Genomic DNA, 15,732 nt, shown 5'->3' with positions numbered 1-15,732 from the left:
GCGCATCACATCGCAGCAATCCGCTCACTCCTCGTCTTCGCTCTCATTCTTGCGAGAGCCGCCCAGCTTGGCAAAGACGGTTTCCAGATCCAGGGATTCACGGCCCGGACGGCGGTCCATATCGTGATCCGTCTCGTCATGGGTCGTGACATCAGCAGAGAGCAGCGTGCCACCGCGATCTTCTTCCGCCAGCGCGGCCGGCCGGTCCTTGGCGGCGCGCTGCACTTCAAGATCAAGATCAATCTGGCTGCACAGCCCCAGCGTCACCGGGTCCATCGGGGAAAGCTGGGCAGAATTCCAGTGGGTCCGCTCACGGATGGATTCGATGGTATTCTTGGTGGTGCCCACCAGACGGATGATCTGCGCATCCTTCAGTTCCGGATGGTTGCGCAGCAGCCACAAAATGGCGTTGGGCCGATCCTGCCGGCGGGAGACGGGCGTATAGCGCGGGCCGCGACGCTTTTTCTGCTCCGGCAGGCGTACCTTCGGCTCCAGCAGCTTCAGCTTGCGGCCGGCATTCTTCTCGGCCAGAGTGATTTCATCACGGGAGAGCTGGCCGGAGGCGATGGGGTCCAGCCCCTTGATGCCCTGCGCCACTTCACCATCCGCAATGCCCTTCACCTCCAGCGGGTGCAGCTTGCAGAATTCACCGATCTGCTCGAATGTGAGAGCCGTATTGTCCACCAGCCAGACAGCGGTGGCCTTGGGCATCAGGGGTGTATTCGACATGTCGGCCTCTGAGGCTTGTTGAAGGAAACGCCACATCACTGATGTTGGGCGTCATTGAGATATGCGAGTTCGCTGCGTCGCCTCCTTCCGGGAGGCGGCCCGCGCAACACATCGCGATGTCCGGGATAGAACCAGCATAATCCCGGATGCTGTCACATGCAATCTTACCATGTCATCTTACTTGGCATATCCCTCTTGTCCGATCCGTCGCCACCCCGCCGCAAGAGCCCGTGGCTTGACAGGCAAGACCTGAGCGCCCCATCTGCTAGAGCACCCAGAACGGATTTCAGCCATGACCGCCGCAGATCACGCCGCCAAGCCGCCCCTTCGCATTTTGCTGTGCGCGCCACGCGGATTCTGCGCAGGCGTCGTGCGGGCCATTGATGCTGTGGAAGAAGCGCTGCGCCGCTATGGCGCGCCGGTTTATGTGCGTCACGAGATCGTACACAACAAATTCGTGGTGGACAGCCTGAAGCGCAAGGGCGCCATCTTCGTGGAAGAGTTGGACGAGGTGCCGGATACGCAGGCCCCTGTCATTTTTTCCGCCCATGGGGTGGCGAAATCCGTGCCGGAGCACGCCTCCCGGCGCAATCTCTTCGCCATCGACGCCACCTGCCCGCTGGTGACAAAAGTGCATCGCGAGGCTGAAATCCACCATCGCAAGGGCCGGCACATTCTGCTGATCGGCCATAATGGCCACCCGGAAGTGGTGGGCACCATGGGCCAGTTGCCTCCCGGCGCAATCACCCTGGTGGAAACGCCGGAAGATGCACGCGCCATCACCCCGCCTGAAGGCGCGGAACTGGCTTATGTGACCCAGACCACCCTTTCCGTGGACGATACGGCGGAGATGATCGCCATTCTGCGGGAGCGGTTCAGCAATCTGGCCGCCCCCCACAAGGAAGATATCTGCTACGCCACCACCAACCGCCAGGAGGCCGTCAAGCAGGTCGCTCCGCAGGTGGATGCGATGATTGTGGTGGGCGCGCCCAACTCCTCCAATTCCCAGCGCCTGCGCGAAGCGGCCGAGCGGGCCGGCTGTCCGCGTGCCCTGCTGGTGCAGCGCGCGGCCGAAATCGACTGGTCGCAATTTGCGAATATCACCCGGCTGGGCATCACAGCCGGCGCATCCGCCCCCGAGGTTTTGGTGGATGAAATCATCGCCGCATTCTCTGAACAATTTGAAGTTGCAGTTGAAATTGCAACAACAGCGGAAGAAAAGGTATTCTTCCCCCTGCCCCGCGTGCTGCGCTCCGACGCGGCGGAGTAATCCATTGGCCGTTTATACTGATCTTTCCGCCACCCAGATTGCGGATTTCATCGCCGATTATGATATCGGCGCCCTCACCTCCTTTCACGGTATTGCCGAAGGGGTGGAGAATTCCAACTTCCTGATCCAGACCACGCAGGCCAACTTCATCCTCACCCTCTATGAAAAGCGGGTAGAGCGGGATGACCTGCCCTTCTTCATCGGCCTCATGCAGCATCTGGCGCAGTGCGGCATGTCCTGCCCGCAGCCTGTAGCTACGCGCGCAGGGCAGATGCTGGGAGAGCTGGAGGGACGACCTGCCGCAATCGTCACCTTCCTGCCCGGCCTGTCCGTGCGCCGGCCCTCCGTGCATCATTGTGCGGAACTGGGGCGCGGGCTGGCCCAGTTGCATCTGGCCGGGGCGGATTTCACCATGCGCAGACCCAATGCGCTTTCTGTCGCAGGCTGGAAGCCTCTGGCACAGGCGACCCATGCGCAGGCCGACAGTGTCGCCCCCGGCCTGGCCACCACCATTGCCGATGAACTTCAGTTTCTGGAACAGTCCTGGCCACAGGACCTGCCCGAAGGCGTGATCCACGCGGATCTGTTTCCCGATAACGCCTTTTTCCTGAATGATCGCCTCTCCGGCATCATTGATTTCTACTTCGCCTGCACCGATGCGCTGGCCTACGACATGGCCATTTGCCTGAATGCCTGGTGTTTCGAGGCCGATGGCGCGTTCAACATCACCAAGGGCCGCGCCATGCTTGCGGCCTATCAGGACGTGCGCCCCTTCAGTGCGGCGGAACAGGCGGCCCTGCCGGTGCTGGCCCGCGGCGCGGCACTGCGCTTTCTGCTGACCCGGCTGCTGGACTGGCTGAATGTGCCGCCCGGCGCTCTGGTGCGCCCGAAAGACCCTCTGGAATATCTGCGAAAGCTGCGGTTCCATCGTGCAGTTGAAACCGTGCGCGATTATGGGCTGGTGGCATGAAACAGGTTGAGATTTTTACGGATGGCGCCTGTTCCGGCAATCCCGGCCCCGGCGGCTGGGGCGCGATTTTGCGTTTTGGTGCGCATGAGAAGGAAATGAAGGGCGGCGAGGCGGAGACCACCAATAACCGCATGGAGATGACCGCCTCCATCCGCGCGCTGGAAGCACTGAAAGAGCCTTGCAGCGTGGACCTGCACACCGACAGCGAATATTTACGCAACGGCGTGACCAAGTGGATGCATGGCTGGAAGCGCAATGGCTGGCGCACAGCCGCGAAGAAACCCGTAAAAAATCAGGATTTGTGGGAAGCGCTGGATGCTGCCCTGCAACGCCATGATGTGCGCTGGCACTGGGTGAAGGGCCATGCCGGCCACCCGGAAAATGAGCGGGCAGATGAACTGGCCCGCAATGGCATGGCCCCCTTCAAATCCTCCCGCAACGGTGCTGAAGCCTTCGCCTGAGGCGCGCGAACCTGTTTCAGCGCCTCTCCTTCGCATCTGTTCTCGACAGAAAACAACAGCCCGCCACGGCCAGAAACCGGAGCGGGCTGAAATGTTTCATACACCCAGAATGCAGCGCCATACGCGGCTTATGCCCTGCACCCCGACCGACCAGGGTCAGGAGGGGCGTTGAGACCCCGCGCAGGCTTGAGCAAGGGCCCATGAAGAAAATCACGGGCCTTTACTATCATTTGCCACGCTTGAAATTGCTCCAGGTCCGGGTAATCACCCGCTGCAACTTCGGATCATTCGTCGTCACAACGAACAACTTGTCGAAGGTTTCCTGATCGGGGTAAATTCCAGGATTATCAAGGATTTGCGGCTCGATATATTTCTTCGCCCCCAGATTGCCACTGGCATAGGAGAGGAAGTTCACATTCTTGGCCGCCACTTCCGGGCGCATCATGTAATTGATGAAGGCCAGCGCTTCATCCACATGCTCGGCATCCTGTGGGATGGCGAAGTTGTCGAACCACATCAGCGCACCTTCACGCGGGATCGCATAGGCGATCTCCACCGCTTCGGTTCCGGTCTTCTCGGCTGCTTCCTCGGCCCTGTCGCGCGCCTGGAACACATCCCCGGACCAACCCACGGCGAGGCAGATGTCACCGCGCGCCAGACCATTGATATAGCCCGAGGAATCGAACTTCTTGATATAGGGCCGAATGGTCGCGAGCAGTTCGCCGGCCTTGCGGATATCATCCGGGTTCTTTGAATCCGGGTCCAGCCCCAGATATTTCATGGCGGCGGGAATAAGCTCTTCCGGCCCGTCCGGCACATAGACCCCGCAATCGGCCAGCTTGGAGAGAATTTCCGGCTTGAAAATCACATCCCATGTATTCATGGGCTGGTCGCCCAAGCGGTCCTTCACCTTCTCGACATTATATCCAATGCCGGTGGTGCCCCACATATAATTGACCGAATATTTGTTGCCCGGATCATACACTTCCAGACGCTTGTCAATTTCCGGCCAGGCATATTTCAGGTTCGGAAGCTTGCTCTTGTCCAGAGGCATGAAGACGCCGGCCTGAATCTGCCGCTGCATGAAGGAGCCCGTGGGCACCACCACATCATAGCCCGTCTTGCCGGCCAGCAGCTTGGTTTCCAGCGCCTCGTTGGAATCGAACACGTCGTAGCGGACCTTGATGCCCGTTTCCTTCGTGAAGGCTTCCAGCACGTCCTTGTCGATATAATCCGACCAGTTGAAGACGTTGACGACCTTCTCCTGCGCCATGGCCGGAGCGCAGAACAGCGCAACGCCGCCCATGAACACCCCAAGCCCGACGGCAAGCTTTGTGAAACTGTGCTGCATCCTGTCCGCTCCCCTGCATCTGTCCATTCTGCCGCGCACCACAGGCGGCCCTCAGACCGGCCCGTATCTGGCACGCAACTTCCGGTGTGATGTCACATATCCTGAACCATTGTCCTGCCGAATGATGACACGAAAACAGCGCAGGCCCGTCAATTCACATGTTTCGCGAAGCCTTCATCCACCCTTCCTGCAGGCGGGCGAACAAGCGCCGCGGAAGCAAGGGCTGCCCTATCCCCGCTCCACCGGAAAGCCAGCCTCGCGCCAGGCGATAATGCCACCCATCATATGCTCTTCCAGCGGCAGGCCAAAATGCTGGGCAATGGCGGCGGCGCGCTGCGAGCGCTGGCCGGAGCGGCAGGAAAACACCAACCGCTTGCCCTGGGTATCCGGCAAAGCCCGCACATCAAAGGCGCTGAGCGAGAGCGCAATGGCACCGGGAATGCTCTCGGCCTGAATTTCCTGCGGTTCGCGCACATCGACCAATATGATGGCGCCATCTTCCATGCCCTGGCGCACTTCGGCCGGGGTCAGATGCACAATGGTTCCGCCAAAGGGGTTGGGCTGACTCATTTTCTCACTTCCACGCAAAGGGGCAAGAACTCTGCCCCAGCACCTGTTGCGGTGCAAGGGCTGGTGAAGACCTGGCCGGACCTGAGGCAAAAGACGTGGAAAGGGGCTGCATGTGCCGCCAGCTCTGCTAGATTGCACGCACGATGTCTCACGCTTTTTCCTCCCCCCTCCCTGATCTTGAAACGCTGCGCACGGGTGGCAAGCGGGCCGTGGCCCGTGCGCTGGCCGCCGTGGAAACGGCGCGGGGCACCTGCGAGCTGGTGGCGCTTCTGGATGCCGCCGCACGTGCCGCGCGCGCCCATGTTCTGGGCCTCACCGGACCGCCCGGCGTTGGCAAATCCACCCTCACCAATGCGCTGGTGCAGCGTGCCCGCAAAGCCGGGCAAACCGTGGCCGTGCTGGCGGTGGACCCCTCCTCGCGGCGCACCGGCGGCGCCTTGCTGGGAGACCGCGCCCGCATCCAGACAGACCCGGAAGATCGCGGCATTTTCGTGCGCTCCATGGCCGCGCGGGACCGGCTGGGCGGCCTTTCCGATGATGCCATTGCAGCCGTGGTGCTGCTGCGCGCCGTGTATGATCTGGTGATCGTGGAAACCGTCGGCGTTGGCCAGTCGGAGGCCGATATTTCGCTGGTGGCCGATACGGTCGTGCTGTGCATTCAACCGGCCTCTGGCGATAGCCTGCAATTCATGAAGGCCGGCGTGATGGAACTGCCGGATATCATCGTCGTCACCAAGGCTGATATGGCGGAAGTGGCCCGGCGCGCGGCTTCTGAAGTGGCTGGCGCGATCTCTCTTTCCGGGGGAGATGACCAGAGCGGCTGGAAAGTGCCCGTCATCCGCCTCTCTGCCACAACCGGAGAGGGGCTTGAAGCCTTTGATGAAGCCGTCTCATCTCACCTGGCCCATGTTGCTCCGGGCGGCGCGGGCGATGCGCGCACGGCCCGGCGCACCGAGCAGGAAGGCAAATGGGTGGAAGAAGCCATAAAGGTTCGCTTTGGTACCCATGGCCTTGGTCTGGCGCGTAAAATCGCGCTGACAGAAGGCTTCGCGCCGTATGGGCCCTTCGCTCGCGAAGCAGAATTGGTGCGCCGGTTAACCTCCGGGCAATACTGATTGGACAATGCTCTTGCCTGTCTCCCGCTGGCTACAGCCGGCCGGGGGCAGAGCAAAGGGCAGAGTTATGGTTGTATCGCACCTCTGGCATCGCAAGCTGCGCCTGCTTGCCACCGCAACGCTCCTCAGCAGTGCGTGCCTACCGGCATGGGGCGGCACCAGAGACCCAGCCATGCCTTCTGCCATGCGCCCGGCCAGCGAGGTGCAAGCCAGCCGAGTGCAAGCCAGCCTGCAACAGGAGGGGCAGGAAAGCCACCTTTCACGGCTACTGCCCTCTTCCCTCGCCTCCCCGCTCGCCTCCCCCATGCGCACGCTGAAAGTGGCGACGCTGGATCTGCCCCGCCCGGTGGGCACCCGCACCGGCATGCCGGGCATTGATACATTCGCGGCATCTGAAGACCCGGATGATGTCGCCCCCCTGCCTTCGCCCTCCATCTTTGTAGCCTCCGGCGAAGCCTTCCAGACCGGGCCGAGCGAAAACCGGGATGCCTTTCTGGGGCTGGCGCTGGATCTGGCGCTGGAACTGCCGATCATCACCGCCGATGGTGCGGACCTAGCCGCCAGCTATGGCGCGCTTGCCGAGCGGCTGGGCGGCAGCCTGCCTTTTGGCTCATCCCAGTTCTTTCCGGGGGATGCCGCCTCCGCCAAGCTTCTGCCGGAAGGTGGCTTGCCCCTGCCCTTACCCGCTGGGGCGCGTGCGCCTCAGTCCGGTGAAGTTGCTCCCCTTTCTCCGGCGGAGCTGTCACAGGCTATCATGTCCACCCAGCAGGCGCTGTCTGAAGAACCTTTCATCACCAGCAGCGAAACCCCGCTCTATCATGATCCGAAAGCGATTTTCGGCAGCGACCCGGATATGTTTCCTGCGCTCGCTTTTGAATATCAGGATCTGGCGGATCATGGCCTCGTGCCCCTGCCTTTGCCACGCCCGGCAGATATTCCAGCCCTTTCACCGGCGCATCTGGCCCGTACGGAAGGCGGCATCTGGCCCTCACCGGCGGATCGGCTGGGGCTGAAGACCGCGAAGCTGGCCAAGGCCCGCAAATGCCTGGCTGAAGCCATCTATTTTGAAAGCCGGGGAGAACCCAAACGCGGACAGATTGCGGTCGCCCAGGTTATCGTCAACCGGGTCTTCTCCGGCTATTACCCGGCGGATATTTGCGGCACGGTTTACCAGAATGCGCACCGGCACCTCTCCTGCCAGTTCACCTTCGCCTGCGACAATGTGAAGGATGTGATCCGCGAGCCTGAGATGTGGACGCAGGCAAACGACATTGCCGCCGACATGCTGAATGGCAAGTTGTGGCTGGAAAGCGTGGGCCGCGCCACACATTACCATGCCCATTGGGTTCATCCGCGCTGGGTGCGGGAGATGCGCAAGCTGGATCGCATCGGCGTGCACACTTTCTATCGCCCGCGCCGCTGGAGCAGCTAAGCGCCCCCTTCCTTGGCACGAGCAATGAAAAAGGCGATGCAGTAAAGCTGCATCGCCTTTTATGTATTCCGTCATGCTTGCCAAGGCCGCGCCATGCACGGCGATGCTTCACCGGGCAGCTCTGTTCGGGCTACCCGGTGTGCGCATCACATCACTTCTCAGCGGTCTGGGCTTCCACCACGGCCACAGCCGTCATGTTGGCCACGCCACGCGCCGTGGTAGTGGGGCTGAGAATATGCACCGGCTTCGCGGTCCCCATCAAAATGGGACCCACCGGCAGGGCATCGCCCAGCACCTTCAGCATGTTGTAGGCGATATCGGCGGCGTCCAGATCCGGCATCACCAGCACATTGGCCACGCCCGTCAGGCGGGAATCCGGCAGAGCGCGCTTGCGGATTTCTTCCACCAGAGCGGCATCGGCCTGCATCTCGCCATCCACTTCCAGATCGGGCGCACGGTGGCGCACGATGGAGAGCGCTTCGCGCATACGGATGGTGGAAGCGGTTTCGTGGCTGCCGAAGTTGGAATGCGACAGCAGCGCCACGCGCGGCTCCAGCCCCAGACGACGCACATGGGTCGCGGCCTGAATGGTCATCGCCGCCAGCTCTTCCGGAGAGGGCTCAGACTGGATCTGCGTATCGCAGATAAAGAAATTACCCTTCTGGGTAATGAGCAGGGACAGCGCCGCCAGACGCTTCACACCCGGCGCACGGCCAATAATATCCCGCACATGGCGCAGATGACGGGTGAAGCGGCCTTCAATGCCGCACAGCATGGCATCAGCCTCACCCCGACGCAGCGCCAGCGCGGCGATGACGGTGGGGTTGGTGCGCACCAGTGTGCGAGCGGCATCCGGCGTAATGCCACGACGGCCCGCAGCCTCCACATAATCGCGCACATAATCGCGATAACGCGGATCATCTTCCGGGTTGATGAGCTCGAAATCCCGACCCGGCTGGATGGACAGCCCGAAGCGCTTGATCCGCGCTTCCACCACGCTGGGGCGCGCCACCAGCATGGGCTGGGCAATACCCTCTTCCACCACGGCCTGAACGGCACGCAACACGCGCTCGTCCTCGCCCTCGGCATAGATTACGCGCTTCTTGTCCTGCTTCGCACGAGCGAAAAGCGGACGCATGATGAAGCTGGAACGGAACATGAAGTCGTCCAGCTTGCCCATATAGGCGTCGAAATCCTCAATCGGCCGGGAGGCGACGCCAGTATCCATGGCCGCCTTCGCCACTGCCGGCGCAATGCGCATGATGAGGCGCGGATCGAAGGGCGAAGGAATGAGGGATTCGGCACCGAAGGTCCGGGCTTCGCCGCCATAGGCGCGCGCCACCACATCAGAGGGCGCCTCACGCGCGAGGGCGGCGATGGCTTCCACCGCGGCCATCTTCATCTCGGAGTTGATGTCAGTTGCGCCGACATCAAGAGCCCCGCGGAAGATGTAGGGGAAGCACAGAACGTTATTGACCTGATTCGGATAATCCGAACGGCCGGTGCAGATCAGCGCATCGGGACGGGCCTCGCGCGCTTCTTCCGGCATGATTTCCGGCGTGGGGTTCGCCAGCGCCAGAATCAGCGGGTTCGGCGCCATCTTCTTCACCATGTCCGGCTTCAGAACACCGGCGGCCGAAAGGCCGAGGAAGATGTGCGCGCCATCCATCACGTCATCAAGCGTGCGCAGATCGGTCTTCTTCTGGGCGAACTCGGCCTTGTAGGGGTCCATGGAGGCGTTACGCCCGTCATGGATGAGGCCCTTGAGGTCGCAGACCCAGATATTTTCCTTCTTCGCGCCCAGCTTCACCAGCAGGTTGAGGCAGGCCAGAGCCGCCGCGCCCGCACCGGAGGCGACGATCTTCACATCCTCGATATTGCGGTTGCCGATTTCCAGCGCATTGCGCACGGCCGCACCGACGATGATGGCCGTACCATGCTGGTCATCATGGAAGACCGGAATCTTCATCTTGGCGCGGAGCTGCTTCTCCACCTCAAAGCATTCCGGCGCCTTGATATCTTCCAGATTGATGCCGCCAAAGGTCGGCTCAAGCGCGCTGATGACATCCACCATGCGATCCACGGTGGGGGCGTCGATTTCGATGTCGAACACATCAATACCGGCGAATTTCTTGAACAGGACGGCCTTGCCTTCCATCACCGGCTTGCCGGCCAGAGGGCCGATATTGCCGAGGCCAAGAACAGCCGTGCCGTTGGAAACCACCGCAACGAGATTGCCGCGCGAGGTCAGCTCGGCGGCCTGCATCGGATCTTCCTCGATGGCCTCACATGCCGCAGCCACGCCCGGCGAATAGGCCAGCGCCAGATCCCGCTGGTTTCCAAGAGGTTTGGTCGCCTTGATTTCCAGCTTACCCGGACGTGGAAAGCGATGGTAATAAAGTGCCCCTGAACGCAGATCATCAGAAATATTAGACGCCATACCCTCCCCCAACTTTCTCTCGTTTGCGCATCAGGGCAAAACCTGCTGATAGGTGTCTCTGCTTGTAGCGCATGTCACCGTGCAAGGTGAACTCTGAGCTATGTGCGCCCAGCATATTTGACCTGCGCGTCCCCGCCATCTCCCAACGAGGCTTGCACATGAAAAAAATCGTTATCGGCATCGGCGTGGTGGTGGTTCTCGCCATTGCCGGCGGCACCGGGCTGGACCTCTGGCTCAAACAACGCGTCCACTCCGAAGTCGAACAGAGCTTCTCGACCCTGCGGGCCAGTGGTGTCGAGGCGGAGTTTGCCGCGACGGGGTTCAATACGCTGGACCGCAGGGTGACAATCGACAATGTGCGTATTGCTTCACACAATGGCAATTCCGTGCTCACGGTGAAAAATCTCACCATGCACATTGCTGCACCGCCGCAAGACGGGCGCCTGAAAGCCGATGACGCTGTGCTCACCGGCATCACCCTCACCTTGAAGGATGAGGCGGCAGGTGGCGGACAGATGGTCTATTCCATTCCCGACATGACATTGCGCGGCTATGAAGGCCCCTTGTCACTGCTGGCTTCTGACCAGCATGAAGGCCCCTATGCCGCATTGCGTCTGGTGCTGCGCCAACTGGCCACGCTGAAGGCGGATGAGGTGAAGATTCCGCTGGTCACCGCGCTGTTCGCACCTGCACCCAAAGCAGCCGAGCCGGTGCGCGTGGAAAGTGTGCTGCACAATCTGACCCTTGAAAATCTTGTGGATGGCAAGGCCAAACGCCTCACACTGGCGCGTTCGCGCATCACTTCGGCCAATTTGCCCGGCCCGCAGGACAGCAACCAGGAAACCGGCGCACCTTCCATCAGCGAGCTGAAGGAGATGGTGATCCATGATATCGACACCGCCCCCATTCTGGCCGCCACTGCGATGACGCCCGATGCCGGAGAGAAGCCCTATGGGCAGCTCTTCCGCCTGCTGGAAACAGGCCCGCACACGCTGACGGAAGAAGACAGCACCGCCAGCATCAGCGCCCTACAGATTGAAAAATTCGGCATTCACCCCTCCGCCTTTGCCGCAGACAAGGTGGAAGCTTTCAACAAGCTGAAGCTGAAAGGCTCCTCTCTCTCCCTGGAAGAGGGACGGCAGATGCTGGCCCTTTCAATCGGATTGATCGAGGCAGTCAGCTTCTCCCGCCTGACCCTTTCCGATCTGGACAACCGTGACAGCCTCAGCTCGGACCAGATTGGCGTCCTTGAGCTGAAAGGGCTCTCCAGCGGCGTGCTCGCCAGCCTTGAATTGCGCCAATCCCGCAATACAGACCAAAGCGATATCATTGAGCTGGATCGGCTGGCTCTCAGCCAGCTTGATATTTCAGCCCTTGTGCGGGCCAATGAGCTGGCCGATGACGCCCCCGCCGAAGCCGGGCTGCTGATGTTCCGCATTTTCTCCGGATTTGAGCTGAACAAGCTGAAAATTCAGGATGCCCCCGAACAGCCCCAAGCGGAAAATGCCGATAACACCCCCGCCGTACAGGATGAGGACACCCCGCAGACCGCCGCCACCACCCCGGACGAGCCCCTGCAACTGGAGAAGCTCTCCGTTTCCTGGGGCGATCTTCTGGAAGGTGCTCCAACCCGTGTGAACCTTCAGCTTTCCGGCCTTTCCCTTCCGCTTGATGATGAGGAGGAGGACATTCCGCCCTTCAACCTCATGGCCAATGCCGGTTATACGCACGCCATTGTCGGCACGAGCCTGAACCTGGCCTACGATCAAACCTCGGAAACACTCACCCTGGCCCCGCTTGAAGCAGCCGTGAAGGATGCCCTGACAGCCCGCATTGAGGTGCGCATGGGCAATGTGCCCAAAACGGTCTTCACAGAAGATGATGCGCTGGAAGAAAGCATGGCCACCTTCACCGCTGGCCCCGCCACTCTCACCCTGACCAATCAGGGCATTGTGGAAATGATGCTGAAGCAGAAGGCGAAAGAAGCCGGCGTGAGTGAGGAGGAGTATCGCGAAATTGTCGTGGGCATTATCCAGGAGGTCAGCCAGCCTTATGCTGGAGTGCCGGATGTGGGCAATGTGGTGCAGGCGCTCATCAGCTTTGTTCAAAACCCCGGCACGCTCACCTTGTCGATCACGCCAAAGGGCAAGCCCCTGCTGCTGACCCTGCTGGGCACCGATGATCTGGAAGCGCTGGCCCAGTCCTTCAAAATCCAGGCCAGGGCGGAACCGCGCGCCGAAGCCCGGCCCGCGGCGGCAAAGCCCGCCGGCCAGCCCTGATCCTTCTCCACAAACACAAAGGGCCGGCGCTCACCACGCCGGCCCTTTTCATGAAAACCTGTCTGGCTCAGCGCATGGCCTTTTCCACGGAGTCCAGATCAATCGCCTCCAGAAACATGCGCTTGTCCGCCTCGGAGGCCGAGCCTTCAATGGTGATATAGGCATCACCGCCCATCAACTGGATGGCGCCTTCGCGCGTCATCACAGCGGTGCGGCCCTGAAAACGAAACACCCGCCCCATGGCCCCAAGCATCTGCGCATTGGCGAACATTGGCGCCATCTGCGCCACCATGGGTGAGCCCGCAATAATCAGCACCCTCACATCTTCATCGCCTTTGCGATAATCCCGCCGGGCAATGAGCCCCCCGCCAAACATGGCGGCGGCGGCGGCATCGCTGCGGGTTTCCTCCTCGGTCCAGCCAGCAGGGGTCGCCGGCAGAAACTGCACCAGCTTGTCAGCACTGTGCTGGGCCAGAAGCTGCGCCGCGACATCAACCGCCTGCCGGCTTGCAGCCACATCGCCATCCGCATAAGCCTTCTGCGCCTCAGCAAGGGCATCGGAAATATCATCGGCCAGAGCGCTTTGCCCGGCACCCGTGAAGACAGCGGAAAAGGCCAGAAACGACATGGCCATACTGGTCGCAAGAAGGCGTTTCACGCGGCTCTCCTGTCTGGAACGAAGGTCAGCCGGCCCTGTGCCCGCCCCCTCAAGATTCATTATCGGGGCATGCGGCCAGACGCTCTGGCTGGAGGCCATGCAGCCAGCCACTCCCCTGAACCCCTCATCCCCGGCACCACAGTGCCGTAAGGACAGCGAAGCGACAAGACAAGCGCGCGCCTTCTTCCTGTTCACAAAATGGTGTTCTGAGCCTCTTCGAAATCCGTACGGAAATGACAGCGCCCCACATTCCGCCATGGAATGTGGGGCGCTGCTGTTTCATCATATTCAGGGCAGCAGAAAGCCGCCTCGTGAGCCTGACCAGAACCGAATCACGCCCCCCAATCACTCCGCCCCTATCACTTGGCTTGCGGAGCGACGCGGATATTCAGTTCACGCAGTTGCTGGGGGCTGGGAGCGGAGGGCGCGCCCATCAGCAGATCCTGCGCCTGCTGGTTCATGGGGAAGAGCGAAATCTCACGCAGGTTCGTCACGCCACACAGCAGCATCACGATGCGGTCCACACCAGCCGCCATGCCACCATGGGGCGGAGCGCCATACTGGAAGGCCCGATACATACCGCCAAAGCGATCAATCACGGTCTGCTCATCATAACCGGCCAGCTCGAAGGCCTTCACCATGGCTTCCGGCTTGTGGTTACGGATGCCGCCAGAGGCGATCTCATAGCCGTTGCAGGCGATATCATACTGGAAAGCCTTGATGGTGAGCGGGTCTTGCCCGTTCAACGCATCCAGCCCGCCCTGCGGCATGGAGAAGGGATTGTGCGAGAAATCGACCTTCTTCTCCTCTTCCGACCACTCATAGAAGGGGAAATCGACAATCCAGCACAGCTCGAAGCGCTCGGTGTCTATGAGGTTCAGCTCCTCACCCACACGGGTGCGTGCCGCACCGGCGAACTTCACGAACTTTTCCGGGTCACCCGCCACGAAGAAGGCCGCATCGCCATTCTTCAGGCCAAGCTGGGTGCGGATGGCGGCGGTGCGCTCGGGGCCGATATTCTTGGCCAGCGGGCCTGCGCCCTCACCATCCTCACGCCAGAAGATATAACCCAGGCCCGGCTGCCCCTCGCCCTGCGCCCAGCTATTCATGCGGTCGCAGAAAGCACGCGAACCGCCACCCGGCGCGGGGATGGCCCACACCTCATTCTTCTCCACCTCCAGCAGGCGAGCGAAGACCTTGAAGCCGGAATCGCGGAAGTGCTCGGAAACCTCCTGCATCACAACAGGGTTGCGCAGGTCCGGCTTGTCCGAGCCATATTTGCGCATGGCGTCAGCATAGGGAATGCGCGGCCAGTTCTGCGTCACCGGCTTGCCATTGGCGAATTCCTCGAACACGCCCGTGATGACCGGCTCCATCGCCGCGAAGATGTCTTCCTGCTCGACGAAGCTCATTTCCAGATCAAGCTGGTAGAACTCACCCGGCAGGCGATCGGCCCGCGGGTCTTCATCGCGGAAGCAGGGGGCGATCTGGAAGTAGCGGTCGAAGCCGCTCATCATCAGCAGTTGCTTATACTGCTGGGGAGCCTGCGGCAGCGCGTAGCAAGTGCCGGGATGCAGGCGTGAAGGCACCAGAAAGTCACGCGCGCCTTCCGGGGAAGAGGCCGTGAGAATCGGCGTCTGGAATTCGAAGAAGCCCTGTTCCTTCATGCGGCGACGCATGGAATCCACGATCGCGCCACGGGTCATGATATTGTTGTGCAGCTTCTCCCGACGCAGATCGAGGAAGCGGTATTTCAGGCGCGTTTCCTCGGGATAATCCACATCGCCGAACACCGGCAGAGGCAGTTCGGCCGCCGCGCCCAGCACTTCCAGTTCACGCGCATAGACTTCCACCGCGCCGGTGGGCAGGTCCGGGTTTTCCGTGCCTTCCGGGCGGGCGCGCACCTTGCCATCAATACGGATGACCCATTCGGAGCGCGCCTTCTCGGCGGCAGCGAAGGCCGGGCTGTCCGGGTCCACCACCACCTGGGTGAGGCCATAATGATCCCGCAGGTCGATGAACAGCACGCCACCATGGTCGCGAATGCGGTGACACCAGCCCGAAAGCCGAACTTCCGTGCCGATTTCAGCGGTTGTGAGCGCGCCGCAGGTATGGGAGCGGTAGCGGTGCATCGAAATGGCCCTTTCCAGGCTGAATGATATGGGACGCGGGGGCCCTGCCCCACCCGCGCACCCTTCGGCCCCGCCCCGCGCGGCATGGCGCGCTGAAGGTGACGGAGAAGGGTGACGAGCCCGGCTTCAACCCTGGCGCGCAAACAGGCGCGCCCCGGCGGAAGCTTCCACGCCAGACGCGGCGGGAAGGTGCACGCTCCCTGCCCCTTGTCAAGCGCACAGCCCCTCAGGCCCGCCAATCCGGCCCGCCTGCACACAATCTTCCCGTCTCTTCCGGCCTGCGCCCAGGCCTCAGCCCATGCACCGGCCTTTTCGGGCAAGCCTC

General features: G+C 61.5%; 12 protein-coding genes. 6 read left to right on the top strand and 6 right to left on the bottom strand.

Annotated elements, in window-relative coordinates; genetic code table 11:
* Positions 1-24: 24 nt before the first annotated feature.
* Positions 25-729 (bottom strand): DUF1013 domain-containing protein, encoded by a 705-nt coding sequence (locus ACT6QH_RS02690; RefSeq protein WP_444973269.1) that lies wholly within the window; start codon positions 727-729, stop codon positions 25-27.
* Between the two features lie 292 nt (positions 730-1,021).
* Here ACT6QH_RS02690 and ispH point away from each other — a divergent pair, with 292 nt between their 5' ends.
* Genes ispH through rnhA form a run of 3 tightly spaced genes read left to right on the top strand, consistent with a single transcriptional unit; the run spans position 1,022 to position 3,430 of the window.
* The gene (gene ispH, locus ACT6QH_RS02685; protein WP_444973268.1) at positions 1,022-1,999 is read left to right on the top strand and encodes a 4-hydroxy-3-methylbut-2-enyl diphosphate reductase; all 978 of its coding nucleotides are present in this window, start codon (positions 1,022-1,024) and stop codon (positions 1,997-1,999) included.
* Between the two features lie 4 nt (positions 2,000-2,003).
* Entirely contained in the window at positions 2,004-2,969 is a 966-nt protein-coding gene (locus tag ACT6QH_RS02680; RefSeq protein ID WP_444973267.1) for a homoserine kinase, read from the top strand.
* Complete coding sequence (gene rnhA, locus ACT6QH_RS02675) at positions 2,966-3,430, top strand: ribonuclease HI (RefSeq protein WP_444973266.1); 465 nt, start codon at positions 2,966-2,968, stop codon at positions 3,428-3,430. The genes ACT6QH_RS02680 and rnhA overlap by 4 nt, the downstream gene beginning before the upstream one ends.
* 226 nt (positions 3,431-3,656) lie before the next feature.
* Here the strand turns inward: rnhA and ACT6QH_RS02670 are convergent, their stop codons facing one another.
* Positions 3,657-4,736 carry a polyamine ABC transporter substrate-binding protein gene (locus ACT6QH_RS02670; protein ID WP_444973293.1) on the bottom strand — a complete coding sequence of 360 codons (1,080 nt, stop codon included), beginning with the start codon at positions 4,734-4,736 and terminating at the stop codon, positions 3,657-3,659.
* A 273-nt stretch (positions 4,737-5,009) separates the two neighbouring features.
* The gene (locus ACT6QH_RS02665; protein ID WP_444973265.1) at positions 5,010-5,351 is read right to left on the bottom strand and encodes a rhodanese-like domain-containing protein; all 342 of its coding nucleotides are present in this window, start codon (positions 5,349-5,351) and stop codon (positions 5,010-5,012) included.
* Positions 5,352-5,494: 143 nt separating this feature from the next.
* Between ACT6QH_RS02665 and meaB the strand changes: the two genes are divergently transcribed.
* Entirely contained in the window at positions 5,495-6,466 is a 972-nt protein-coding gene (gene meaB / locus ACT6QH_RS02660) for a methylmalonyl Co-A mutase-associated GTPase MeaB (protein WP_444973264.1), read from the top strand.
* Between the two features lie 172 nt (positions 6,467-6,638).
* Positions 6,639-7,898, top strand: a complete 1,260-nt coding sequence (locus ACT6QH_RS02655) for a cell wall hydrolase (RefSeq protein WP_444973263.1) — start codon at positions 6,639-6,641, stop codon at positions 7,896-7,898.
* Positions 7,899-8,049: 151 nt separating this feature from the next.
* Here ACT6QH_RS02655 and ACT6QH_RS02650 read toward each other — a convergent pair whose 3' ends face one another.
* Complete coding sequence (locus tag ACT6QH_RS02650) at positions 8,050-10,338, bottom strand: NADP-dependent malic enzyme (protein WP_444973262.1); 2,289 nt, start codon at positions 10,336-10,338, stop codon at positions 8,050-8,052.
* 158 nt (positions 10,339-10,496) lie between these two features.
* Between ACT6QH_RS02650 and ACT6QH_RS02645 the strand changes: the two genes are divergently transcribed.
* A complete protein-coding gene (locus ACT6QH_RS02645) occupies positions 10,497-12,617 on the top strand; it encodes an aq_1923 C-terminal domain (RefSeq protein ID WP_444973261.1) in 2,121 nt (706 codons plus the stop codon).
* A 67-nt stretch (positions 12,618-12,684) separates the two neighbouring features.
* Here ACT6QH_RS02645 and ACT6QH_RS02640 read toward each other — a convergent pair whose 3' ends face one another.
* Together ACT6QH_RS02640 and aspS are read right to left on the bottom strand one after the other, a co-directional pair.
* A complete protein-coding gene (locus tag ACT6QH_RS02640; RefSeq protein ID WP_444973260.1) occupies positions 12,685-13,275 on the bottom strand; it encodes a hypothetical protein in 591 nt (196 codons plus the stop codon).
* Positions 13,276-13,634: 359 nt separating this feature from the next.
* Positions 13,635-15,407 (bottom strand): aspartate--tRNA ligase, encoded by a 1,773-nt coding sequence (gene aspS, locus ACT6QH_RS02635; RefSeq protein WP_444973259.1) that lies wholly within the window; start codon positions 15,405-15,407, stop codon positions 13,635-13,637.
* Between the last annotated feature and the right edge of the window lie 325 nt (positions 15,408-15,732).

It is taken from the genome of Haloleucobacter albus (assembly GCF_052492075.1).
Note: the sequence above shows the minus strand (reverse complement) of the source record. Positions and strands in the feature narration are given on the sequence as shown.

Excerpts from the sequence above, each read along its gene's own strand:
- ACT6QH_RS02690 (WP_444973269.1), bottom strand. The coding sequence starts at position 729 with ATGTCGAATACACCCCTGATGCCCAAGGCCACCGCTGTCTGGCTGGTG.
- ispH (WP_444973268.1), top strand. The coding sequence starts at position 1,022 with ATGACCGCCGCAGATCACGCCGCCAAGCCGCCCCTTCGCATTTTGCTG.
- rnhA (WP_444973266.1), top strand. The coding sequence starts at position 2,966 with ATGAAACAGGTTGAGATTTTTACGGATGGCGCCTGTTCCGGCAATCCC.
- ACT6QH_RS02670 (WP_444973293.1), bottom strand. The coding sequence starts at position 4,736 with ATGGGCGGCGTTGCGCTGTTCTGCGCTCCGGCCATGGCGCAGGAGAAG.
- ACT6QH_RS02665 (WP_444973265.1), bottom strand. The coding sequence starts at position 5,351 with ATGAGTCAGCCCAACCCCTTTGGCGGAACCATTGTGCATCTGACCCCG.
- meaB (WP_444973264.1), top strand. The coding sequence starts at position 5,495 with ATGTCTCACGCTTTTTCCTCCCCCCTCCCTGATCTTGAAACGCTGCGC.
- ACT6QH_RS02655 (WP_444973263.1), top strand. The coding sequence starts at position 6,639 with ATGCCTTCTGCCATGCGCCCGGCCAGCGAGGTGCAAGCCAGCCGAGTG.
- ACT6QH_RS02650 (WP_444973262.1), bottom strand. The coding sequence starts at position 10,338 with ATGGCGTCTAATATTTCTGATGATCTGCGTTCAGGGGCACTTTATTAC.
- ACT6QH_RS02645 (WP_444973261.1), top strand. The coding sequence starts at position 10,497 with ATGAAAAAAATCGTTATCGGCATCGGCGTGGTGGTGGTTCTCGCCATT.
- aspS (WP_444973259.1), bottom strand. The coding sequence starts at position 15,407 with ATGCACCGCTACCGCTCCCATACCTGCGGCGCGCTCACAACCGCTGAA.